Origin of the sequence: Pedobacter ghigonis (assembly GCF_903166585.1) — a bacterium.
GTDB classification, from domain to species: domain Bacteria; phylum Bacteroidota; class Bacteroidia; order Sphingobacteriales; family Sphingobacteriaceae; genus Pedobacter; species Pedobacter ghigonis.
On the sequence record NZ_CAESCM010000020.1, the window covers coordinates 62503 to 85794 of the forward strand.

At 41.3% G+C, this 23292-nt stretch carries 20 protein-coding genes; 8 read left to right on the forward strand and 12 right to left on the reverse strand.

Annotated elements, in window-relative coordinates; genetic code table 11:
- From pta to HWV58_RS22150, 3 genes are all read right to left on the reverse strand, one after another.
- Positions 1–2088 (reverse strand): phosphate acetyltransferase, encoded by a 2088-nt coding sequence (pta, locus tag HWV58_RS22140; protein WP_175636186.1) that lies wholly within the window; start codon positions 2086–2088, stop codon positions 1–3.
- A 139-nt stretch (positions 2089–2227) separates the two neighbouring features.
- Entirely contained in the window at positions 2228–2611 is a 384-nt protein-coding gene (locus HWV58_RS22145) for a transmembrane 220 family protein (RefSeq protein WP_175636187.1), read from the reverse strand.
- Positions 2612–2670: 59 nt separating this feature from the next.
- Positions 2671–2889 carry a DUF6965 family protein gene (locus HWV58_RS22150; RefSeq protein WP_166211874.1) on the reverse strand — a complete coding sequence of 73 codons (219 nt, stop codon included), beginning with the start codon at positions 2887–2889 and terminating at the stop codon, positions 2671–2673.
- A 196-nt stretch (positions 2890–3085) separates the two neighbouring features.
- Here HWV58_RS22150 and HWV58_RS22155 point away from each other — a divergent pair, with 196 nt between their 5' ends.
- Positions 3086–3748 (forward strand): competence protein CoiA family protein, encoded by a 663-nt coding sequence (locus HWV58_RS22155; RefSeq protein ID WP_235972796.1) that lies wholly within the window; start codon positions 3086–3088, stop codon positions 3746–3748.
- A gap of 170 nt (positions 3749–3918) precedes the next feature.
- A complete protein-coding gene (locus HWV58_RS22160) occupies positions 3919–4314 on the forward strand; it encodes a response regulator (protein WP_175636188.1) in 396 nt (131 codons plus the stop codon).
- A gap of 36 nt (positions 4315–4350) precedes the next feature.
- Here the strand turns inward: HWV58_RS22160 and HWV58_RS22165 are convergent, their stop codons facing one another.
- Complete coding sequence (locus HWV58_RS22165) at positions 4351–4938, reverse strand: DUF4142 domain-containing protein (RefSeq protein ID WP_175636189.1); 588 nt, start codon at positions 4936–4938, stop codon at positions 4351–4353.
- 251 nt (positions 4939–5189) lie between these two features.
- On the opposite strand from HWV58_RS22165, the gene HWV58_RS22170 reads away from it, so the two are divergent.
- The 3 genes from HWV58_RS22170 to HWV58_RS22180 are packed head-to-tail and all read left to right on the forward strand — an operon-like array spanning position 5190 to position 10166.
- Complete coding sequence (locus tag HWV58_RS22170) at positions 5190–7556, forward strand: TonB-dependent receptor (protein ID WP_175636190.1); 2367 nt, start codon at positions 5190–5192, stop codon at positions 7554–7556.
- Positions 7557–7586: 30 nt separating this feature from the next.
- Positions 7587–8813 (forward strand): DUF4374 domain-containing protein, encoded by a 1227-nt coding sequence (locus HWV58_RS22175; RefSeq protein ID WP_175636191.1) that lies wholly within the window; start codon positions 7587–7589, stop codon positions 8811–8813.
- A 39-nt stretch (positions 8814–8852) separates the two neighbouring features.
- Complete coding sequence (locus HWV58_RS22180) at positions 8853–10166, forward strand: PepSY-associated TM helix domain-containing protein (protein WP_175636192.1); 1314 nt, start codon at positions 8853–8855, stop codon at positions 10164–10166.
- A 47-nt stretch (positions 10167–10213) separates the two neighbouring features.
- On the opposite strand, the gene HWV58_RS22185 is transcribed toward HWV58_RS22180, so the two are convergent.
- Positions 10214–10423, reverse strand: a complete 210-nt coding sequence (locus tag HWV58_RS22185) for a hypothetical protein (protein WP_124559904.1) — start codon at positions 10421–10423, stop codon at positions 10214–10216.
- A 236-nt stretch (positions 10424–10659) separates the two neighbouring features.
- Here HWV58_RS22185 and HWV58_RS22190 point away from each other — a divergent pair, with 236 nt between their 5' ends.
- A complete protein-coding gene (locus HWV58_RS22190) occupies positions 10660–11304 on the forward strand; it encodes a Crp/Fnr family transcriptional regulator (RefSeq protein ID WP_235972797.1) in 645 nt (214 codons plus the stop codon).
- An 11-nt stretch (positions 11305–11315) separates the two neighbouring features.
- Positions 11316–11900, forward strand: a complete 585-nt coding sequence (mobA, locus tag HWV58_RS22195) for a molybdenum cofactor guanylyltransferase (protein ID WP_175636194.1) — start codon at positions 11316–11318, stop codon at positions 11898–11900.
- Positions 11901–11911: 11 nt separating this feature from the next.
- Here mobA and HWV58_RS24460 read toward each other — a convergent pair whose 3' ends face one another.
- From HWV58_RS24460 to nirB, 7 genes are read right to left on the reverse strand one after another with little or no spacing between them, the layout of a single operon-like run.
- Positions 11912–13390, reverse strand: coding sequence for a rubredoxin (locus tag HWV58_RS24460; RefSeq protein WP_175636195.1), 1479 nt, complete (start codon positions 13388–13390; stop codon positions 11912–11914).
- Positions 13391–13400: 10 nt separating this feature from the next.
- Positions 13401–13898: a nitrate reductase associated protein gene (locus HWV58_RS22205; RefSeq protein WP_205944117.1), complete on the reverse strand. Its 498-nt coding sequence runs from the start codon at positions 13896–13898 to the stop codon at positions 13401–13403.
- Positions 13899–13913: 15 nt separating this feature from the next.
- Positions 13914–17459 carry a nitrate reductase gene (locus tag HWV58_RS22210; RefSeq protein ID WP_235972798.1) on the reverse strand — a complete coding sequence of 1182 codons (3546 nt, stop codon included), beginning with the start codon at positions 17457–17459 and terminating at the stop codon, positions 13914–13916.
- Positions 17460–17498: 39 nt separating this feature from the next.
- On the reverse strand, positions 17499–18866 hold the full coding sequence (locus tag HWV58_RS22215; RefSeq protein WP_175636196.1) for an MFS transporter: 1368 nt from the start codon (positions 18864–18866) through the stop codon (positions 17499–17501).
- A gap of 36 nt (positions 18867–18902) precedes the next feature.
- Positions 18903–19298 (reverse strand): hypothetical protein, encoded by a 396-nt coding sequence (locus HWV58_RS22220; protein ID WP_235972799.1) that lies wholly within the window; start codon positions 19296–19298, stop codon positions 18903–18905.
- A gap of 49 nt (positions 19299–19347) precedes the next feature.
- On the reverse strand, positions 19348–19698 hold the full coding sequence (gene nirD, locus HWV58_RS22225; protein ID WP_175636197.1) for a nitrite reductase small subunit NirD: 351 nt from the start codon (positions 19696–19698) through the stop codon (positions 19348–19350).
- Positions 19699–19741: 43 nt separating this feature from the next.
- On the reverse strand, positions 19742–22252 hold the full coding sequence (gene nirB, locus HWV58_RS22230; RefSeq protein ID WP_175636198.1) for a nitrite reductase large subunit NirB: 2511 nt from the start codon (positions 22250–22252) through the stop codon (positions 19742–19744).
- Between the two features lie 241 nt (positions 22253–22493).
- Between nirB and cobA the strand changes: the two genes are divergently transcribed.
- A complete protein-coding gene (gene cobA, locus HWV58_RS22235) occupies positions 22494–23258 on the forward strand; it encodes a uroporphyrinogen-III C-methyltransferase (protein WP_175636199.1) in 765 nt (254 codons plus the stop codon).
- The last annotated feature ends 34 nt before the right edge of the window (positions 23259–23292 follow it).

Below are 23292 nucleotides of genomic sequence, written 5' to 3' on the forward strand. Positions count from 1 at the left end.
TTAAAGATCCTGGCATTGAATTGCTGTAATAACAACAGTGTTAAAAATATCATCTACCGTGCAGCCACGGCTTAAATCGTTTATGGGTTTGTTTAAACCCTGTAGCATGGGGCCAATGGCCAGTGCGCCAGTTTCTCTCTGTACGGCCTTGTAGGTATTGTTACCGGTATTTAAATCCGGGAAAATAAGTACACTCGCACGGCCGGCTACTTCCGATCCTGGTAGTTTTTGCTGGCCAACCAAAGGGTCAACAGCAGCATCGTATTGTATTGGCCCTTCAATTTTTAGTTCAGGAAACCTGCTTTTTACAATTGCTGTAGCTTCTCTTACCCGTTCTACGTCTTCGCCTTCGCCCGATGTACCCGACGAATAGGAGAGCATGGCTATGCGGGGTTCGATGCCAAACCGGGCACTACTCTCGGCCGACGAAATGGCGATTTCGGCAAGTTGCTGGGTAGTAGGATTGGGGTTAACCGCACAATCGCCAAATATGGCCACACGTTCTGGCAGGCACATAAAGAAGATGGACGACACAACCGATACACCCGGCTTCGTTTTAACAAATTGCAGCGCCGGACGGATAGTATGCTGAGTGGTGTGTACCGCGCCAGATACCATGCCATCGGCATCGCCTTTATAAACCATCATGGTGCCGAAGTAAGAAACATCAGTCATCATATCCCTGGCCATTTCGAGGTTTACATTTTTGGCCTTGCGCAGTTCGTGCAGCGTATCAACATAATTATTATACTGCTCAGAATGGATAGGGTCGTAGATTTTTAATACATTGACATCCAGATTAAGGCCAAGCCTTTTGATACTGTTCCCAATTTCAACTGGGTCGCCAAGGAGTGTAATGTCAACAATATCCTGGGCAATAAGCTTTTCTACCGCCTTCAAAATCCGCTCGTCATTTCCCTCTGGCAAAACAATGTGTTTTTTATCGCGTTTGGCCCATTTAACCAGCTGGTATTGGAACATGTGCGGTGTAATGCCCTGATAGCTAAAAGTGATAATTTTATTATCCAGCGCTTTGCTGTCTACATATTTTTCGAACAGCTCAATAGCGAGTGCGATTTTCTTTTTGTTTGCTATGGTAATTTTAGAATGAATACCCCCAATGGTAGTAGTGGTTTCGAAAGTTCCTTTTTGCACTGCAATTATTGGGATAATGGTCTGTAAACCTTCTATCAGTTTAATTATGGGCTCATCGGGTAAACTGCCAGCCGTTAAAACAATACCTGCAATTTTTGGGTAATTGGCCGATAAATTGGCCTGAAGTGCACCAATAATGATATCGCCACGATCGCCTGGCGTAACAATCAGCAGGTTATCTTTAATGTGCCTTAAAAAGTTAGGCAACATCATGGCACCGGTTACAAAATTATCAACCTGATTGTCGAGCAACTCTGTGCCAAAAAGTATTTCGCCACCCAGTGCCGATGTAATTTCTTTCATGGTTGGGCTTTGCAAGCCGGTTTCTGTTGGTATTACCGCTATCAGTAGTTCGGCCGGTAACTGATTGGTTAGGGCCTGTTTAATGCGTTCGGCCTCTTCGGGGTTAACCATATTGGCCACCACGCCAAGCACCTGTACATCCCTTAATAAAAAATTGCGGTATATATTAATTGCGCTTTTAAAAAGCTGACTGGCTGTTTTGTTTTTTCCTGATACGACAATAAGCACCGGTGCACCTAGGTTTTTTGCCATTAGCGCATTCGATTCAAACTCAAATGCCATGCCTTCGCCTAAAAAATCGCTGCCTTCAATTACCGTGAAATCATAATTGTCTTCCAGTTTTTTATACTTACTGATAATGGTATTGATGATGGTACTGCTATCATCCGATTGGTGCAGCATTTCCTGCCGTGTAAAAGCAAAAGCATCTTCGTATTTAACCGGTAGCGAAAAATAATCGAGCATGGCCTCTACATGTTCGTCTCTAACATTCGGGTCATCCTGGGCAATAATGGGTTTAAAATAACCTACTTTCTGGGTTTTTGCCAACAGCATATTGATCATGCCGAAAGCGATTACCGATTTTCCGGTATAAGGTTCGGCCGAGGCAATGAAAATATTTTTTGTCATAAAGGAAGCATCAAGGTATAGGTATAACCAATTATGCCCAATATAGTTGGAAATATTTGTTTTAAAAACTGATGCTCGTCAAGTTTTAAAATCTGCCCGCAATAATTCTAAATTTTACTTTTATCAGTTAAAAGCTGTTTTAGGCCAGTCGTTTCGAAGCTGCCCTGGTGGTTAGGTAATTAATGGCAAGTACAACAATCAGGATCAGTAAGCCTCCAAATTCGCGGGTTTCTTCTATCCATGGTTTAGTTGCTTTCATGCTCATGGCTATGTTTTCGGCAGCATGGTCGTTATACCAGTTCAATACACCGTATTTATCAAAAAAGAGGTATATGGCATAAACGCTGTAAGCCAATATTCCACCTAAATAAGCTTTACGGTAATATTTTCCACGGAAATACATCCAGCATAGCCCGGCACCAAAAAGATAAATAGGCATCCAAACATAAGGATCGGGATCGTTATACTGTAAACCGGCAGAAACAATAAACAGGATGCAGAATAAGAGGTTAAAAGCTTTCACTATTTGAATTTGTTTAATAGGCTAAAATATACCAATTTATTAAGAAAATGAGTTTGCCGTTAAGCGTTCGATTCGATCAGCAACTTCAGCATTTTAAGCCGGTGTACCAGCGGTGCATTTACCTTGGCATCGGGATTAAGCCTTAAAGGAAGAAAATGGCTCTCCAGAAAATGTTTATAATCTGTAATTACGGTAGCCTCGTTTAGATAGATTGGAACCTGCTGGGGTTCTGCGTTGGCGAAAAAATCTTCTAACTGTTTTAATTCTTCCAGGGTCATGCTGCAAAGTTACCATTATACTGCTGGTACTTAAAAACAAGTTTCGTTTTAATCTGATATATGGCTCTGGTTCAGACCAAATAATTTTAGCCTGGAGTATTATGCAGACTTGTATAGCGGATATTTTTTTTGTATGCTAATATTTTTAGTTTATTTTTGCGTATCCCTAATTAAGCAATTTTCCGGGCAATAGTTGATGAAGAAATTAAATCCCCTTCCCGAACCCGTTCAGGATGTTTCGATGCTAAAAAAAGAATTTTACAGAAAAGAAACTGCCTGGCACCGTGAGTGGAAGCTTGCTTTTCCGTCTTCTTTCAGAGAAATTGCCTTTTACGATAGCGCCAATAATGACCTGCACCGGGCTGATATCTTTACGCCTTCGGGTTACACCATAGAGTTTCAGAATTCCCCAATTTCATTAGCTGAATTAAATAGCCGCGAATCTTTCTATCCAAACCTGATTTGGGTGCTGAATGGAAAGAAATTTAAAGGCTTTAAAGTGCTAAAACACTTACCTGATGTGGATGATCCTAAATTAAAGGATTATGAATTTTGCCATAGCGACCATCTTTCGATGGTGCGAAAAATTGAGGTAGAACAGGGGAATTTATTCCCCAAACCGTTGAATTTTTACCACAATGAGTTGAAGGACATAAAATTTACTTCCAACCTCTATTCTTTTTGCTGGAAACAGCCTCATAGTGTGTGGTATTGTGCTACCGCAAAGATAATCGTCGATTTGGGTGGCCATTTTCTATATGAGCTTAAACAAAGACCGCAGTTAAACGGAAATTATCCCTATTTAAAATTGCTTAGCAGGAAGACATTTATAGAACGTTATACGCCGCCAGAGTTATAATTGCATATTTGGCTAAAATTGAGCTTTAAATGCCTGTTGAGGCTGTTTTTTTGGAAATAATCCAGCCTTTGTAAGCTGCTTTTTCTGATGTTTTAAGTGGTAGAACAGCTTATTCGGCCTTGCTCAGCTAAGGGTTTGGCTTGGGGTTTGTTAACGCTTAGGAAAAGTTAATGCAGCTACCTCATCTTAAACCTTATACCTGTGTCATAATCGACGATGATCAGATCAGTATCGATATCCTGAAAGGTTGTATTTTACGTATGAAAGAATTTACCATGTTAGCTACCTATACCGATCCGATTGCGGGGGTTGAGGCAATCCGCGCATATGGTGAAATTGATTTCCTTTTCCTTGATATTGGCATGGAAGTATCGGGCATTGATATAGCCAAAGTAATACGTGATCGCGTAAAGTACCTCATTTTTGTGACTGCCCATGAAAGGCACGCACTCGATGCCTTTAAGGTGTATTGCGATAAATTCTTTGTAAAACCTGTTGGTTACGAGCAAATCAGGCAGGCAATTGCCCATTTGGTTAGAAGAGATAATTTTAAAGGCAATTATTAATCACCTTCAACCAGTGTTGAAGGTGATTAACGTTTTTTATTTCATACCATCGTTTATCTTATTGATCATTACCAAATGGCTCTGAACAATGGGAGCAGTTTTGGTTGCAAATGATTTGAGATCGGCATCTTTTCCGTCTTTAGCCTCATCTTCCATTAACTTCAGGGTTGATTTATGTCCGCTTACCATAGCATCTACATAAGCTTTATCAAAATCTGCCCCCGTTTTTTTACTCAGGTCGTCCATTTTCTGTTTATGCTCATCATCAACTGTATTTGGTAAGGTAATGTTTTTGAGTTTGGCTATGGCCATTAATTCGGTATTGGCCATGCCGTGGTCTTTTACCATCATGGTGGCAAATTCTTTCACCTTTGCATTACTGCTTTTTTCGAGCGCCATTTTTCCCAGTTCTACTTCGGCCATGCCGCCCACAGCAGCCTGAGTGGTAAATTTGGCATCAGCTTCATCTACTGCAATTCCACCGGTAGCTGCCACATTGGTTGTGGTATCTTTCGCCATGTTTAAACTGTCGGCACTTTCTTTAGCATCTTTATTCCCTCCGCTACATGCCTGGAACGTTAAAACCGAAGCCGAAATGGCCATCAAATAAATTAAATTTTTCATATACATTGTTTTTGTTGTATAGGAAGAACATGTTTTTAAGTGAAAGGGTTTGAGTGTTTTAAAAGATTTATCCTAAGCGTTTTTTCTGCCAGGCTTAAAGGTGAGGATTAACGAAATTTAACATTTATTTATTCTTATTTGGACTTGATCTAAATAGAGGCTATATTTGCCCGAAATAAAAATGCCACACGGTTTCGGACCCGTGTGGCTAAACCGGAAATCCGGCTCACCTTTAATCTCCATTAAAAGCCATGCAAATTAAGAAAATTTTGCTATTGGGCATACTATGTGCCTGTGTAATTTTTGCTTCAGCCCAAAATCCAATACCGGGCCTTTCAGGACAAGTTAAAACCAGCGGCGGCGATCCGCTTCCTGGTGCCACCGTAAAAGTTAATAAAACAAATTTTGGTACCCTTACCGATGGTAGCGGTAATTTTAAAATCGCACAAATCCCCGCCGGAAATTACACTTTACAGGTATCGGCCATTGGTTTTAAAACCCTTAAGAAAGAGATTACCATTGGCGATAAACCGTTAAGTGGACTGAATTTTAATCTTTCCGAATCTGCAGAACAGATGGAAACAGTGAATGTAATTGGCAGAACGGCTACACAGGAGGTAAACCGGCAGGCTTTTAATGTAACTGCGGTTGATGCGAAAAAGCTGTACAATACCACACTCGATATTTCGGGAGCTTTGGATCGTGTTGCAGGCATACGGGTAAGAGAATCGGGAGGGGTGGGTTCTAACTTTAACCTTTCATTAAATGGTTTTTCGGGCAACCACGTAAGGTATTTTATAGACGGGATACCGATGGATAATTTTGGTTCTTCTTTTCAGATCAACAATATCCCGATTAATATTGCAGACCGGGTTGAAGTGTACAAAGGTGTAGTACCAATGTGGCTGGGTTCGGATGCCCTTGGTGGGGCGATTAATATTGTAACCGGCGACCGTTACCGCAACTATATCGATGCTTCTTATTCTTTTGGTTCGTTTAATACCCACAGAAGTGTAATTAATGCCGCCACAACTTCAAAAAATGGCTTTACTATTCAGTTAAATGCATTTCAGAACTATTCGGATAACGACTACAAAGTAACCGTTGAAGCATCAGATATCTGGACAGGAGCTTATGCTCCAGCCGCTAAACTGCGGAGGTTTAACGATACCTACCATAACGAAACTTTAATTGCCAATGTTGGTGTAGTAGGAAAAAGCTATGCCGATAAACTCTTATTTGGTGTTACTGTTGGCCAGAATTATAAAGAAATACAAACTGGTGCCCGGATGGCTTCGGTTTTTGGGGGCTGGCACCGCAGGGGAAATATTTTAATGCCCAGCTTAAAATACAAGAAAGAAAACCTCATCAAAGGGCTGGATGTAACCATCAATGCCAATTACAACCTGGGTAATGAGCAAAATATCGATACGCTCAATGTACGTTACGATTGGTATGGCAATAGTAAACCAAACGGATCGAATGGCGAGCGCGCAAGAAGTTTATACAAATACAAAAACAACAATGGCCTGGCCACAACCATGCTCAATTACCGCATTAACGATAATCAATCGGTAGCGCTGAGTAATGTTTTCAGCACTCTTAACCGTAAGGGAAGTGATGAACTGAATCCAACCAATGCAGAGTACGAACGGACAAAGAAAACCAACAAGAATATTTTAGGACTTGGCTATAACTTTGACGTGAAAAATAGATGGAGCGCTACGGTTTTTGGAAAATACATTAACCAGAATAATGTTAACGGAAGTGGTACTGGCGCAGGTAAAAACAACCTGGAGCGCCTGGGTTACGGAGCAGCAGCAAGTTATTTTTTAAACAGAAACCTTCAGTTAAAAGCTTCGTACGAATTAACCAACCGCATGCCCGAAGCCCAGGAAATATTTGGTGATGTAGAAAACCAGGATGCCAACCCCGGCTTAAAACCTGAGAAAAGCGATAATTTTAATTTAGGATTAAGCTATGCTTTTTCGGTTTCTCACGATCATAACTTTGCTTTTTCGGCCAATGGAATTTACAGAAACGCAACCAATTTCATTTATAGCCGCTTAAACCAAAACCAATCCAAACTGGTAGCCGATAACCGCGATGGGGTAAGAACAGTAGGTGGCGATGCCGAAATCAGGTATTCTTACAAGAACTGGTTAAGCGTAGGTACAACCGTAACCTATCAAAACCTTAAAAACCTGCAGAAATACGAAACCGACCCCAGTACCGGACAAAGATTCACTTCAATCAGTATCGTTTACCTCGATCAAATGCCCAATATCCCTTATTTATATGGAAACGGAGATGTTTCGGTATCACTCAGAGATGTTGGCCATAAAGGCAATAACCTTACTGTAGGTTATAATTTACTGTATGTACATGCTTTCTGGTTATACTGGCCAAGCCAGGGTGGTAAAACCATCAGCGACGATAAAAAGGTTATTCCACAGCAGTTTAACCACGATGTAAACCTCGTTTATAGCTTAAAACAAGGTCGCTACAACATTGGTTTGGAAGCCAAAAATATCACCAACGCCAATCTCTTCGACAATTTTAGCCTTCAAAAACCAGGCAGGGCTTTCTACCTCAACCTTCGATATTTTATCAATTAAATCAATAATTAATTATTAAAACAGTTCATAATGAAAACAAATTTAACCAAAGCGTTTATAGCTTTAGCTTTTGCTGCTGTGCTAACCTCTTGTTCTAAAAAAGAAGAAGGCGAAAGTATTCCCAACAACCCCGGTAATTTTATTCTGGCAGTAACGCCGGTAGCATCAACCGGAGTAGCAGATTACCTGCTTACTGCAAGTGATTTAGATAAAGGCAGCATTTCTACCGTTGGTAATGGTGTAGAACAAGACGGAACCTACCGTTATTACGTTACCCATAACAATAAATTTTTCAGCATGCTTTACGGACAAGGAAATCCAGGTGCTGTAACTACCTACAACATCCTGTCAGGTAAGCTAAATAAACTATCTAATTTCCAGACCGAAACGGTGCAGGCTTTTGCTCCGGTAAATGATGATATCCTTTTGGTTAAAATACCAAGAAATATTGTTACGCCACTGGCCAACTGGTACAGGGTAAATACCAATAGTTTATTAATTGCAGGCGAAGGAACCATTGACGTTCAGGCACCATCAAGCAACGGCGAATCGGCCCACTTTAGCTGGATTAAACAAGTAGGCAACAAAGTTTATGCACCATATTTTTCAATTAAGGCCTGCTGCGGTGAATCTTTTGGTACAAATTTCCCTAACAATGCCTGGATTGCTGTTTATTCTTACCCGGAGATGAAACTTGAAAAGGTAATTAAAGACGACAGAACCAGCTTTATCGGCCGGTATTTTACCGATGGTTTAGGTTTGGTAGAGAACGGCGATGTGTATGCTTTCTCTTCTTCTGTAGCTGTTACCAATGGTGTATTAAGCTCTACAAAACCATCGGCTATTACCAAAATTAAGGCTGGTACTACCGAATTTGATTTGAGTTATTTTGTTGATTTTGAATCAGTTTCTGGTGGTAACGTAATTACCAACTGGTTATATATCGGTAACAATAATTTTGTGGTAAACGCTATACCAAAAGCAGAAAAAGGTGCTTACACAGTCGGAAAAACCATCGGAATTTTAAATGTGGTTGATAAAACATTTAAAAAAGTTAACGGAATACCTGCTTCTACTGATATTTCGAGCATTACCACCAATAATTATACACCTAAAGACGGTAAAACAGCTTACATCGGTTTAAACCTTAAAGATGGAACCAGCTACGTGTACAAAGTTGATGCATCGGCACTAACCGCAACAAAGGGATTAAAAGTAGAAGGTGGTTTAATTACCGCAATCCAGCATTTAAAATAAGCTTAAAATCATCATTTCAACATCAAACAAAACAGGACAATGGCAACGGTAATCAAAACTACTCCGGCAAAGAAAAAGAATAAAGATTCGTTATTTAATAGGATCAATAAATGGCTTCATCTCTGGCTGGGCCTGGTTTCGGGCGTTATTGTTCTGATTGTTTGTATTACAGGCTGTATTTGGGTTTTTAACGAAGAAATTACCGCCTTATTAGAACCTGAAACGAAAATCGAAAGACAGGATAAACCGGTTATCCAACCTTCGCAGCTGAGCGCCATTGCTTTTAAACTTTACCCGGATAAAGTGCCTTCTTATGCGCAGTATCAGCAGGGAAGGGCTATTAATTTGAATTTAAGGGGTAAAAAAGATGAAGGCAGAAGAGGTGGCGGAACAAGCCTTAAAATCAATCCATACACCGGCGAGGTAATCAGCACGGTGGTGCATAAAAAAGGCGAGGTAGACTTTTTTAGGTTTATTTTAAACGGACACCGCTTTTTGTGGTTGCCTTACGCCATTGGCCGGCCAATTGTAAACTATGGTACGCTGATTTTTGTAGTCTTACTCATTACCGGGCTGATTTGGTGGTATCCTAAAAAATGGAACAAATCTACCCGCGATAAGAGTTTCAAGATTAAGTGGGGTGCCTCATTTAAACGGGTTAATTTGGATCTGCACAACGTACTGGGCTTTTATTCGCTTATCTTTTTATTGTTTATTGCACTAACTGGTATGGTATACGGTATCAGATGGTACAGCGAAGGCCTTTATTGGATAACCTCGGGTGGCGATAAGCTGGGCGATTTTCAGCGTTTAGAATCCGATTCGCTGGCTTTAGGTAAATTTTATACCCCTCAAAAAGCCATGGATCTGGCCTGGAACAAAGTAATCAGCAGGCATCCGAAATCAGCAGGATTTTATTATAATTTCCCCGATACCAGTAAAGCGAAAGCTACCATCAACATTACAGTTTATCCCAACAAAGGTCAGTTTTACAATAACCAGGGCTATACTTTTGATCAGCACACCTTAAAAGAATTTCAGAGAAAAGGAGTTTATGCCATTCCTTACGATGAGGCAGGTTTTGGTGGTAAGCTGCGGAAAATGAATTATGATATCCATGTGGGTAGCATTTTAGGCTTTCCGGGTAAAGTGCTTGCATTTTTGGCCGCTTTAATAGGCGCAAGCTTGCCCATTACCGGTTTTCTGATTTGGTACGGACGTAAATTCAAGAAAAAATCAACGAAAAAAGAACCTATACAAACAGAAGGTAAAGCTTTGCCGGCACAGGTAAAGCCAAGGGCAAAAATTCCGGTACGTAAAACAGGCGAAACTGTTGCAGAATATGAGCACTAAGATTTTGAATGAGTTGAATTCCCGGACATTGTCCGGGTTTTCTTTTTTTAAGCCAATACGGCTTTACTTTTTTTAGCTTTAGGTTCAGCTTTTTCAGGTAATTGAATCGATAAAATCAGATCGATACTTTCTGAGTTGGTTTCATAATCAGCGGCGATTTTCTCCCATCTTTTTAATTCGCCTTGCAGGGTTTCAATTTCCTTGCCCAATGATTCGATTTTATTCTGAATTGATTTTCTAACGTTCGTATTTGCCATAACACAAAATTATAATTTGACGGCATATCTTTAAACTTCTTTATGCACAGTTAGCCGGCAAAAAACGCTAAACGTTCATCATCAGGGAGTTTTATTGCAAGAAAATTTTCAACAATGGTGGAGAAGCTGCTAATTCGCATAAAGCGGATTAAAAATCAGCAACATTTATTACTTTTACCATCCATCCCATTGTGTATATGAAGAAAAATAGTAGTTGCGATCTTAAAACGTGCTTTATGTGTCAGCTTACTTTGAAAGAATGGCATCCTGCTATCGAAAGCCATAGAAAGAATTTTATAGCCAAAAAAGGGGAGGTGATTATTAAAGAAGGTGATCCGGTGAGCGGGGTTTATTTCGTAACTTCGGGTAATGTAAAAGTACATAAGCATTGGGGCGATAAAGAACTGATTTTGCGTTTTGCCAACGATGGTGCAATTATTGGCCATAGGGGAATCAGCAATAACATTTCTACTTACCCGATATCGGCAACAGCTTTAGAAACTACCCAGCTTTGTTTTGTTGATATCGAATTTTTTAAGGCTACCATAAAAGTAAACCAGGAATTTGCCTATGGTTTGCTAATGTTTTATGCCGATGAGCTGCATACCTCTGAGAAGAAAATGAGAGACCTGGCCTTAATGTCGGTTAAAGGCAGGTTGGCTATGGCTATTTTGAACCTGAAAGATCAGTTTGGTTTAAATGAAGCTGGTTTTTTAAACCTGGCTTTAAGCAGACAAGATTTGGCAGCTTATACCGGTGCAACTTATGAAACGGTTTTCAGGACCATGAACGAGTTGCTTGCAGAACAACTGGTTGTGGTAGCGGGTAAGCAAATTGGTATTTTAAATGAAGCGGGGTTAAAAGAATTGAGTAATAAATAAAGCAATTGGCTATGTTAGGCGTAGTTTTATGTGGCGGTCAAAGTTTAAGGATGGGCTCCGATAAGGGGTTGTTAAGCCATCAGGATAAACTTTGGGCACAGCTGGCAGCCGATAAACTTGCATCGTTGCAAATACCCGTTGTATTTTCGGTTAATGCCAGCCAGCAGGAAGCTTATGCAGGTTATTTCGGAGCAGCACAGCTGGTGGCCGATCATACTTTGCTTGACGTTAGAGGGCCGCTACTGGGCGTACTTTCTGCACATTTGTTAAGCCCCAGGCATGATTTATTTGTACTGGCTTGCGATTTATTGATGATGGAACACAGGTTGCTCAATCAATTATCAGATGCGTACCATGCCACCGGATCTTTCGATGCCTATATCTTTACCCGGAATGGTCAGCAAGAGCCATTGTGTGGCATTTATACGGCCAAAGGTTTAAAAAGCATCTGGCATTTATTACAAACGCATCAATTAACCAAACACAGTATGAAGTTTGTATTGAGTAAGCTGCAGGTATGCGAAATAGCTGTTGAAGATAATGACGATCGTTTTTTCGGGAACTTTAATTCCCATGCCGAAATTAATGGACTGTAGGCCACTTGTGTTTACAGCAATTGCAATGCAGATTGATCGATCTTGCTAAAATCACTTTTATCTCCCTCGCAAAGCGGACAGCAATATTTATCGGGCAAATCTTTAAATGTAGTTCCTGGTAAAATACCCTGGGCTTCATCTCCTGTTTTTTCGTTATACACCGTGAGGCAGCTGTTACACTGGTATAAAAAGTCGCTGCGTTTTTTTGCTGGTTCTTCAGTAATTAAGGGTTGCTGCTGATCGGTTTTGATGGTGTTTAAACGGTATTTGTAAAACCTAAACACTGCACGCCTCACTTGCTCAGGTAGCAGAAAGCTTGGATTGCTGCGACTAAAAATTTCTCCTGTACGCTCATTAGGGTTAAAATCTTTGGCGCATAAAATATCGTATACCGGAAAGAGTTTTAAGCCAAACAAATCGATTAAATGGCGTTTCCGAATCAATATGCTGCTAAACACCTCGCTTTTTTTACGGGTTTTAATGCCGAAACAAATCCCAAAGGTGCGGGTATCATCAATGCTTAAGCTTTTTACCAGAAAACTTTTGAGTGCCAAACCCTCATTGCAATTGTCTTCTACCTGAAAGTTAAGCTCATTGGCCGCATGGCGCATGTTCACTTCAAATTCTTCGAGCAGCGTATTCCAAAGCTTTTTATCTTCTTCGTTAATCCCTTTAATAATGATGGTTTTCCACGAGGTACAGCAAAGCTGGCCTAATTTGGTAGCCAGGCAGAGCTGACATAGTTTTTTTAAGAAAGCGATGCTAAACAGCTCATCGCGGCGGTATATGCCCAGCCAGTATTTATTGTTATAGCGGTTTAAACCCTCATAATACGGAAGATTAAACGATGACAGGGAAACGGATTGCTGTGCAGGTTTAATGATAAAATGATCATGATCCAGCGCCGCAAACAATTCTTCGCCATTTGCTGTAGGGTTATCTATAAATTTATCCGGATTGCTCTTTATAATTGTTTCTAAACCTTTGGTTACCTGCGCAATGTGGTTGGTGTAGCAAAGGTGGTTCCATTCGTATATTACGTTAGTTTTTGGAAAACGGACGATAACATGCCAGTAATGTTCTGATTGCGAAGACGCAATCCAGTTAATGTTACCCGTTAACATTGGGGTAATGCTCTGGTCGCTGTCGCTGATATTTACTTTAATGGTTGGTTTAAAGTCGATGCTGTCGAGAATATCCTTGTACACGCCTTCTGTTAGCCATGTTTTTTGGATAAAAATTTCTTCGGCAGGGTAAGAGCTGATGATGTTGGGGAAATTATTGGTGTTTTCTTCATAGTCAACTTCCAGCTTATCTAGTTCTGCCGTAAAAATATCAACGTTGTAAGTTGTGGTATCGATTAATAACTGTTGGCGCAGACCAAAGCGTACGTATTGTATGCGTGCTTTACTCGCTGCTACAAGGATGTTGTATAGCTTGCCGGGCGAGATAATGCCCCCTGGAAAGTTAATAATGATCGTTTTGTACATACTCAGCTGGTTAAATTCCAAATTCGATAATGGCTTTGGGGAAGTTCTTGTTTTCGTGCCCAGGCCTACATAATTTTAAAAGCGCAAATCGCTGTATGTTAGTGAGCTTTCGCCATTGGCTAATGGAAAGCTGTAGCTGCAATTCTGCCAGTTTCTCCTGAAGCATGGCTGGGATTTGGTGTAAATTGGCCCAGTCGGGCAGCGGATCAATAGGGAGAGTGGTGGCCTGGTTTCCGGTGTATTTGGCAATCAGGCTAATTAAGAACTGGTGGTATTTGTTGGTTTCCTCTTGTGTAAAAACAGGCAGTAAGGCCAGTTGCACCCGCTCTTGCGGATGAAACCGGCTCCATTCGGCGAGTTTGAGTTTTATCCCGGCAGCATCCATTTTAAAACGGACAATCATCGGGATGCAACGTACATTTTCTTCAATAAAATCTTCTTCGAACTTAAAATATTCGATGCCTTTAACGTTAATAAATTCAGAAGGACCAAGAGTTGTTTTCATCATCGCTTTCAGTTTAATTTATTCGGCCAGAGCGGCTTTAGGTTCGGTTTTGAGTACGTTTACAAAAGAATCGAGAATGGCTTTAACTTCGGGACGACAACTGCCACAGCCCATGCCTGCGCCGGTTAGCTGGCAAAGTTGTAAATGGTCTTTACAGCCATCTTTTATTTTGTTGATTAAGTTACCCTCGCCCACATTGTTACAGCTGCAAACGGTTCGGCCAATAAGCGGTTCCGTTGTTTTGCCGCTTCTTAAAAGCTGAAGCCTTTTTTCGCTCAGCTCCATCTTGTTTTCAATCAGGTTGCGGAACTCCAGGAACTCGCCTTTATCGCCAATTAATATTGCGCCTACTAGTTTGTCGTTGTGTACAATACATTTTTTATAATAGCGTTTGGCCTTGTCAATAAAAACAATTTCTTCGTAGGTAGGGTCGTTGTTGGGTATTTCGGCCAGACCTAACGAACAAAGTTCGAGACTGTGCATTTTTAAAATATTCATCAACAAGCTGCCCTGGTAAAATTTAGCAATATCGCCACATAGAAATCGTGCTACTATTTCAGCCTGTTGCTCTGCGGCGGCGGTAATGCCATACATTTCGCCTTTAAATTCGGCAATTTCACCTATGGCAAAAATGTCTTCTTCGTTGGTTCGCAGGTATTCATCAACCACCACACCTCTTTTGCAGGTTATGCCGGCTTCTTTAATCAATTCGATATTTGGCACAGTACCAATGGCGGTTACAAAAGATTCGCAATCGATCATCAACCCGCTTTTTAAGCGTACACCCGTAATATTTTTTTCGCCGATAACACGGTCTACCTCATCGTTGTAAAATATTTCGATTCCCTTGCTAATCAATTCTTCGTGTAATAACTGGCTACCCAAAGCATCGAGCTGGCGGCCCATTAAACGCGAAATCCTTTGGATTATGGCTACTTTTGAGCCTGTTTCGGCAAGCGATGTAGCCAGTTCAATTCCCAGCAAACCACCACCTACAATTACCACTTTGCCGTTGGTTTGGGTTACGTGTTTCTTAAATTCATCTGCATCTGTACGGCTACGCATGGTAAAAATACCATTCAGCTTTGGCAGGTCTTTAAGCACAAAAGCTCTGCTTCCGGTTGCAAGGAGCAGTACATCGTAATGATGCGTTTTTCCGTTGCTATCGGTAACAGTTTTATCTGCTTTATTTATTTTTTCGATACTTAAGCCACGGTGTAGCTTAATTCTGTAATCTTCCTCTTCGCTATCGCTCATTTTGATGAGGTTGTGCCATGGGAGCGTGCCGATAATGTAATCGGGAAGGAGTACGCGGTTGTAAAAAGGGAAATCTTCTTTGCTAAAAATCTCGATATCGTCGGTTGTGTTTAGTGCCCGGTAGCTTTTAACAAAACCGCAGGCTCCGGCACCAGCACCAATTACAATAATTTTTTGCCTTGCTTTTTTATAAAGCTTTACTTCTACAGCGGTAAACTTGAAATCGGGTTCTTTACTTAACGGATCAACCAGGTTGTTGGTTAGGTTGTTTACGCGGTTTAAATCGCTTTTCAAAATCAATCCCCAATGCATGGGCATAAAAACAACACCGGGTTTAATATCAGTAGAGTATTTGGCTTTTACACGCACATTGCCGCGTAAGCTTAACACTTCGATTATATCGTTGTCTTTAATGTTTCTTGCTGCTGCATCAACCGGATTTATTTCTAAAAAAGATTCGCTGATGTGTTGGTTCAGTTTGTTAACCTTCCCCGTTTTGCTGCGGGTGTGCCACTGATCTCTGATCCTGCCTGTGGTTAAAATCAGCGGATGTTCAGGGCTGAGGGCTTCCGATTGGTTGGCATCGTTTACAGATACAATGTTGGCCCTTTTATCGGGCGTAAAGAATTTATGGTCGGTAAATAAACGCGCAGTTCCATCCGTGTTTTTGTTTTTGGGGTAAGGCCATTGTACCGCCCTTTTCTCTTTTAAAATCTGGTAGTTAAGCCCGCTTATATCAATATTGGTACCTTCAGTAAGTGCTGCATGTTCATCGTAAATGGCGGCTGCATTTTTAAAGCCAAAGCCGCTGTAGCCCATTTTTTGTGCAAAGCGGCAAATGATTTCCGAATCGGGTAAAGCCTCTCCGGGTGCCTCGGTAATTTTACTCAGATAGGCAATATAGCGTCCGGCGTTGGTCATGGTGCCTTCTTTTTCGGCCCAGGCGGCTGCCGGTAGCACTACATCGGCATACTTTAGTGTTTCTACCTTATTGCTGATGTCTTGTACCACTACGAATTTGGCATTCTTTAGACCGGCTTCAGCTGCGCGTACATCAGGCAGGCTGATTAATGGATTGGTGCACAGAATCCAAACGGCTTTCAGTTTTCCTGAGTTCAGCTCGTCAAACATTTCGGTGGCAGTTAAGCCCGGTTTAGCCTGGATGGTGCCCAAAGGGATTTGCCAGAATTTTTCTACCTCGTTACGGTGGTTTTCGTTGGCAAGGTTGCGGTGTGCGGGTAATAAATTGCTTAATCCACCTACTTCGCGACCGCCCATGGCATTGGGTTGCCCGGTCAGTGAAAATGGACCACTGCCGGGTTTGCCAATATGCCCCGTTATCAGGTTGAGATTAATTAACGAAAGGTTTTTATTGGTGCCCACCACGCTTTGGTTAAGCCCCATGGTCCACATGGTAATAAAACCTTTGGCATTGCCAATGTAACCGGCGGCTAGGCGGATGTCGCTTTCTTCGATTCCGCAAATGGCGGCTGCTTCTGCTATCGTGGTTTGAAAAACAGTTTCATGGTATTTTTCGTAACCGTTGGTGCTGTTGATGATAAAATCAGCATCTGCTTTCCCGTCTTCAATCAGGCAGCGGCCAATGGCGTGGTGCAGCGTAATATCTGTTCCGGGGTTTAGTTGTAAATGCACATCTGCCAGTGAGCAGGTTTGGGTTTTACGCGGGTCGCTGACAATGATTTTTAAATTGGGGTTATTTTGTTTAGCGGCTTCAACCCGGCGCCACAGGATGGGATGGCACCAAGCCGGGTTTGCGCCAGCCACAAAAATGCAATCGGCAATTTCAATATCATCGTAGCTAATGGGTACGGTATCTTCGCCCAGGCTCATTTTATAACCAACAACCGCACTGCTCATACATAAGCGGCTGTTGGTATCGATGTTATTGCTACCGATAAAACCTTTAATTAATTTATTTACTACGTAATATTCTTCGGTTAAACATTGCCCGCTGGCATAAAAGGCCACACTATCAGGGCCATATTTTTTGATAAGTGCTTTAAATACAGCGGCCGTTCTATCCAGTGCAGTGTCCCAGCTTACCCGTTGCAAAGGCATATTTTTATTGTAGCGCATTTCGGGGTAAAGCAGGCGGTCGCTTTTATCGTTTGCGGTATAATGCAGGTTCATCCCTTTGCTGCACAACATGCCCTTGTTTACTGGGTGGGTTTTGTCGCCTTCAACCGTAATCCTTTCGTGGATGTCTTTATTTACCACAATACCACAACCCACGCCACAATAGCAGCAGGTAGTGGTATTTGGCGATATGTTTGTTTCGTTGTTCAAATGATAAACAAGGTTATAGGTAGTTTTCAGATTAGGTTTTTATTTACCGGTGCTAAGTACCAATTCATCAATTTCTACAGTTTTTTGAGCCATAATGGTTCTGATAATAAATACTGCAACGCCTATGGCTAAAATGATGAAACCCAGCAGGGTAAATGCACTTGTGTAATCAATTAAGTCTTTATGTACGTTAATGCCATTTTCGACTATGTTTTTTGAGGCATGGCCGGCTTTAGCTTTAAACATGAAGGCAATTAACATAGCACCGATATTTCCACCGGCCCCAACAATACCTGCCACACTGCCCACAGCAAGCGGATTAATGAATGGAACCAGACTATAGGTGGCTCCGTTAGCCATTTTTAGGCTCAGGCCAAATACAAACATCATGAAAATAGCCATGCTGATATTGCCCGATTTGGCAAACCAGATTAATCCAACACCTTCTACAAGTAATAGTATGGCTAAAAGGAGTGTTTTGCCGTCAAAGCCCCAGGTTTTACCTATTTTATCGGCCACGATGCCACCAAGTGGGCGGGCAAAAATGTTAATCCAGCCAAAAATACCTGCAACCATGCCTGCTACAGCTATTGTTGCACCAAATGAATCGGTAAAGAAAATCGGCGCAAAATTGTCGACCGTAATTTCTACACCGAAACAAGCTGCATAAGCAATGGTTAAAATCCAGGTACGGTAATCTTTTGCTGCAATCAGGAAAGTGTTTTGCGTGCTTTTGATGTTTTCGTCTTTGATGTTTTTAAAATCTCCCTGCGGACTATCAAGCGTGTAGCGATTGTATAAGAAAGCGCAGATTAAAAGCATTACTCCAGGGAAAATCATGGCATAACGCCAGCTATCTTCAGTGCTGCAAAAACCTAATGCGGTTAATGCCGAGGCAATCAGCGGCATAAATAAATTTGCAGCACCGCCACCTGCATTGCCAAAACCACCTGCTGTAGCATTAGCTGTACCTTTAATGTTTGGTGCAAACATAATAGAGGTATGGAATTGTGTAATTACGAATGATGCGCCAATTACGCCAATGGCTAAACGGAAAAGCAAAAAGGAGGTATAAGATTGACTGGTACCAATTAACAGTACCGGAATGGCACAAAGTACCAGTAGCCAGGTATAAATGAGTTTCGGGCCGAATTTATCAATCAGCCTTCCAATCAGTAAGCGTGCAATAATAGTAGCTGATACTGAGGCGATCTGGATATTGCCAACCTGATCTTTGGTTAAATGCAGTTGCTCGCGGGCAATTTTCATCAGTGGGGCCATTCCGAACCAGGCAAAAAAGCAGAAGAAAAAGGTAAGCCAGGTAATGTGGAAGGTTTTCATCTGAACGCCTTTAAGCGAAAATATATTCAGTTTATCTAACGGTTTGGGGGTAAGGTTAGTTGTCATAATGTTCAGTTAAGCGTGGTCAATTTAATGGTTGGATTAAAATTTATAGCCAAGGCCAACACCAGGGTTCCATTCGCCGTTTTTTGTTGCTGTTTTGGTGTTGTAGTAAAAAGGCACCTGAATAGCAAGGTGGCGGAAAGCTGCAGTTAAGCCAAAACCGAGGTTAGGGGTAAGGGCGGCATTTTTTGTTGCACCAGCGGCAACTTTATCCTCCTTTATTCTTAAACTCGGTAACATGCCGAGTAAAATGGTGTAAGGTTTTTTACTAAACTTGATGCTTGGTCCGGTGCAATTGATAAAAGCGCCATGATCTACGTATCCGGCGGTTAATATGCCTTCAAATAAAACAGCTTTTGTTTGTGATTTAGCTGAAAAAAAGAACAAAGAAAGTGCTAGGCAGCTTGTAAAAGCTACACGATTATTAAGTTTCATGTTGGTTCGGTTTGAGTTTAAATGAGGTTGTTTGTCTTAATGAGGTAGCTTAAGATTTAGGTACCGTTCCAACGTAAACAGTTCCGTTTTCTATTTTTACCGGGTAGGTTTTTATGGCGCATTCATCGCCACTTAAGCATTCGCCGGTGTTTAACGAAAACGTTTTTTTGTGGAAAGGGCATGCTACCTTAGGTTCGTCGGTAGTAGAGCCAATCATTCCACGGCTTAAAGCCATCTGTTTTTTGTGGGGACACTCATTTTGGGTGGCATACCACTCATTTCTTCTCGTAAAATAGAATAACGCAATTTGTTCTTCACCGTGTTTTACACATACCCCGCCATTTTCTACTGCGTCTTCAACACGACATGCGGCTAACCAGTTGTTTGTTGTTTCTGTCATAAGATTAAGTTTAAATTGAAAATTGTTGGTTGATTATATTTGGTTAGACTATTTTCCATTCAGCGGTTCTTTTTTGTCCGCGCATTTCTACAAATTCGATCGAAGGATCTTTCTCTTCCGGTGCATTCACAAAATGAGAAAAACGTTTTCTGATTGCCGGGTTTTCTACCGCCTCTTTCCACTCGCATTTGTAAGAGCTGATCAGTTTTTCAATTTCATGCTCCCATTGCTTGGCCATGCCCAGACTATCGTTGATCACTACGTTGCGTAGATAATCGATACCGCCTTCCATTTTATTTAACCAGGTGGCGGTTCTGGTAAGCGGATCGGCTGTGCGGATATAGAACATCAGGAACCTGTCGATGTATTTGATGCAGGTTTCGCTATCTAAATCGGTGGCAAGCAGGAGTGCGTGCTGCGGTTTACTGCCGCCGTTACCACACACATATAAATTCCAGCCTTTTTCGGTAGCAATAATGCCGAAATCTTTGCTTTGAGCCTCTGCGCATTCTCTGATACAGCCACTTACTGCCGATTTAAATTTATGTGGGGCGCGTATGCCTCTGTATCTTTCTTCAATGCGGATGGCAAAGCTAACGCTATCGTGCAATCCGAAACGGCACCAGGTGCTGCCCACACAGCTTTTTACCGTTCTCAATCCTTTTCCATAAGCATGGCCGCTTTCGAAGCCTGCAGCAATCAGTTCTTCCCAGATTACAGGCAAATCGTTCAGGTGAGCACCAAACAAATCGATGCGCTGACCGCCGGTGATTTTGGTGTATAAGTTGTATTTTTGAGCTACTTCGCCAATCACGATTAGTTTTTCAGGGGTTATTTCTCCGCCAGGTATGCGTGGTACCACAGAGTAGGAGCCTCCTTTTTGGATGTTGGCCAAAAAGCGGTCATTACTGTCTTGAGCTACATCGTTTCCTTTTTTAAGGATCATTTCGTTCCAAAGACTGGCCAGGATTGATGAAACCAATGGTTTACATACCTCGCAACCATCGTTTTCGCCCAAAGCATTCAATACTTCGTCATAACTTTTCAGCTCATGGATGTGGATGAGGTCGTAAAGCTCCTGTCTGCTGTAGTTAAAGTGCTCGCAGATCACATTTTTTATGTATTTGCCTTGCGATTTTAAAGTGTAGTTCAATAGATCTTTCACCATTGGCATACAACCGCCGCAACCTGTACCGGCTTTGGTGCATTTTTTTACATCATCTATATTTTCGCACCCGCCGCTGGTAACAGAAGCGCAGATGTCGCCTTTGCTAACTCCCTCGCAGCTGCAAATCAACGCGCTATCGGGCAAACTCGTAATGCCAGCACCAGCCGGCTCGCTGCCACCACGTGACCCCAGTATTAATTCTTCAGGGTCTTCGGGTAATGCAATTTTGTTGATGGCCGTTTGTAAGAGCATATTATAGGCCGATGCATCTCCAATAAGTATACCGCCTAAAAGGTATTGTCCGTCGTTACTTACATTAATCCTTTTATAAACACCTTTGTGCTTGTTTTCGAAAATAATGGTACGGCAATCAGGTTCGGTAATAAAGTTATCGCCAAAACTGGCTACATCTATACCAATTAGTTTCAGTTTCGTGCTCATGTCGAAACTGCTGAAGTTTTTGTTGCCTGCACACAGGTTGGTGGCTAAAACTTCGGCCATTTCATAGCCAGGTGCTACCAATCCGTAAATCATGCCATCAAACAGGGCGCATTCGCCAATAGCAAATATTGCCGGGTCGCTGGTTTGCATTTTCTCGTCTACAACAATACCACCGCGCGGACCAACTTCAATTCCACAGGCTTTTGCCAGTTCATCTCGTGGTTTAATACCTGCCGATATAACCAGCATGTCGGCTTCTAATACCGTGTCGTCAGTAAATTTTAATGCGGTAATCTTACCCTCGCCTTCAATATTAGAAGTGTTTTTATTTAAGTGGATTTGTAAGCCCAGGTCAGTTAATTTCGATTTTAGCATATCACTACCTGCGGCATCGATTTGTCTGGGCATTAGGCGCGGAGCAAATTCGATGATACTGGTTTTGTCGATTCCTAAATCTATTAGTGCTTTTGCGGCTTCCAAACCAAGTAAGCCGCCACCTATAACTGAGGCTGTTTTTGCTTTTTTTGCATATTCGCTAATCAGGTCGAGGTCTTCAAGGGTGCGGTAAACAAAAACACCTTCTTTTTCTATACCTGGGATATTCGGAACAAAAGCGCCGGAGCCCGTTGCAAAAACCAATATATCATAAGTGTAGTCTAAACCATTGCCAGTATATACCTTTTGTTGTTCGCGATCTATTTTAACTACAGGATTGTTTAAAAAGAGTGTAATGTTTTGTTCCTGGTACCAGTTTTCGGTAGAAAGCGAAAGATCGTCTGCTGTTTTACCATTAAAGTATTCGCTTAGGTGAACACGGTCGTATGCTCTGCGGGGTTCTTCTCCAAAAAGGATAAGATTAAAGGAAGATGTTTTTGATCTCAGTTTCTCGCAGAACTTATATCCCACCATTCCATTTCCGATTACGATTATTTGTGGTTCTTTCATAAATCTTAAAGGTATATTGTGATTATGGTATTGTTTTTTAGTTGTTTGGTTCTTTTTATGTGCTTTTTAAGATTGTTTTATCCTTAAAAATACATTATTCGTTTGTTTTGTGATTTTTGATATTCAAATATAGATTAAAAATGAATTAAAACTTATTGTTTTGTGATTTTTATCATAAAATATTTAATTTTTTAATATATTTTCATCACTTTTATATTTAAATAGTTAAAACATTAAAATTATGAATCAAAAAACGGTAGATTTTGGAGTATTTATAATGGGTGGAGGTCCTGGTGATCCGGAATTGATCACTATGAAAGCATTTAATGTGTTGAAAAGAGCAGAAGTTATATTATATGATAACTTAAGTAATGAAAAATTGCTTGAAATTGCACCGAAAACATGTAAAATGATCTATGTTGGTAAGCAACCATATGGAGAATACACTCCTCAAGAGAAAATAAATGAATTAATTGTAGAAAATGCACATCAATATAAGGTAGTAGTCCGTTTAAAAGGTGGCGATCCCTTTATTTTCGGTCGTGGCTTCGAAGAATTGATTTATGCAGAAGCCCGTGGTATTAAATGTCACTATATTCCAGGTATTAGCAGTATGCAGGGGGCTGGTTTTATTGATGTTCCTTTAACCCATCGCGGCATTAGCGAAAGTGTTTGGATACTAACCGGTACCAAAAAGGATGGAAGTTTAACCGAAGATTTAAAGTGTGCAATGAAGAGCTCTGCAACTGTAGTTATTTATATGGGTATGAAAAAGGTTGCCGAAATTTCTAAAGCTTATTGTGATGCAGGTTTAGGTACCATGCCAGCTGCAATTATTCAGCATGCTACACTTCCCAATCAGAAACAGGTGGTATGTTTGGCTAATAACCTGCAGGAAGCTGCTGAAGATGCTGGTTTAACTTATCCTGCTATTATTATTATAGGTAATGTGGTACAGGCAAAAGCTTATGCTGCTTTGCATCAGTCGGATTTGTTGTCGGCGTAAAATATGATGGAAGATGTGAGATGGATGATGGGGA

Excerpts from the sequence above, each read along its gene's own strand:
- pta (WP_175636186.1), bottom strand. The coding sequence starts at position 2,088 with ATGACAAAAAATATTTTCATTGCCTCGGCCGAACCTTATACCGGAAAA.
- HWV58_RS22150 (WP_166211874.1), bottom strand. The coding sequence starts at position 2,889 with ATGACCCTGGAAGAATTAAAACAGTTAGAAGATTTTTTCGCCAACGCA.
- HWV58_RS22155 (WP_235972796.1), top strand. The coding sequence starts at position 3,086 with ATGAAGAAATTAAATCCCCTTCCCGAACCCGTTCAGGATGTTTCGATG.
- HWV58_RS22160 (WP_175636188.1), top strand. The coding sequence starts at position 3,919 with ATGCAGCTACCTCATCTTAAACCTTATACCTGTGTCATAATCGACGAT.
- HWV58_RS22165 (WP_175636189.1), bottom strand. The coding sequence starts at position 4,938 with ATGAAAAATTTAATTTATTTGATGGCCATTTCGGCTTCGGTTTTAACG.
- HWV58_RS22170 (WP_175636190.1), top strand. The coding sequence starts at position 5,190 with ATGCAAATTAAGAAAATTTTGCTATTGGGCATACTATGTGCCTGTGTA.
- HWV58_RS22175 (WP_175636191.1), top strand. The coding sequence starts at position 7,587 with ATGAAAACAAATTTAACCAAAGCGTTTATAGCTTTAGCTTTTGCTGCT.
- HWV58_RS22180 (WP_175636192.1), top strand. The coding sequence starts at position 8,853 with ATGGCAACGGTAATCAAAACTACTCCGGCAAAGAAAAAGAATAAAGAT.
- HWV58_RS22185 (WP_124559904.1), bottom strand. The coding sequence starts at position 10,423 with ATGGCAAATACGAACGTTAGAAAATCAATTCAGAATAAAATCGAATCA.
- HWV58_RS22190 (WP_235972797.1), top strand. The coding sequence starts at position 10,660 with ATGTGTCAGCTTACTTTGAAAGAATGGCATCCTGCTATCGAAAGCCAT.
- mobA (WP_175636194.1), top strand. The coding sequence starts at position 11,316 with ATGTTAGGCGTAGTTTTATGTGGCGGTCAAAGTTTAAGGATGGGCTCC.
- HWV58_RS24460 (WP_175636195.1), bottom strand. The coding sequence starts at position 13,390 with ATGTACAAAACGATCATTATTAACTTTCCAGGGGGCATTATCTCGCCC.
- HWV58_RS22205 (WP_205944117.1), bottom strand. The coding sequence starts at position 13,898 with ATGATGAAAACAACTCTTGGTCCTTCTGAATTTATTAACGTTAAAGGC.
- HWV58_RS22215 (WP_175636196.1), bottom strand. The coding sequence starts at position 18,866 with ATGACAACTAACCTTACCCCCAAACCGTTAGATAAACTGAATATATTT.
- HWV58_RS22220 (WP_235972799.1), bottom strand. The coding sequence starts at position 19,298 with ATGAAACTTAATAATCGTGTAGCTTTTACAAGCTGCCTAGCACTTTCT.
- nirD (WP_175636197.1), bottom strand. The coding sequence starts at position 19,698 with ATGACAGAAACAACAAACAACTGGTTAGCCGCATGTCGTGTTGAAGAC.
- nirB (WP_175636198.1), bottom strand. The coding sequence starts at position 22,252 with ATGAAAGAACCACAAATAATCGTAATCGGAAATGGAATGGTGGGATAT.
- cobA (WP_175636199.1), top strand. The coding sequence starts at position 22,494 with ATGAATCAAAAAACGGTAGATTTTGGAGTATTTATAATGGGTGGAGGT.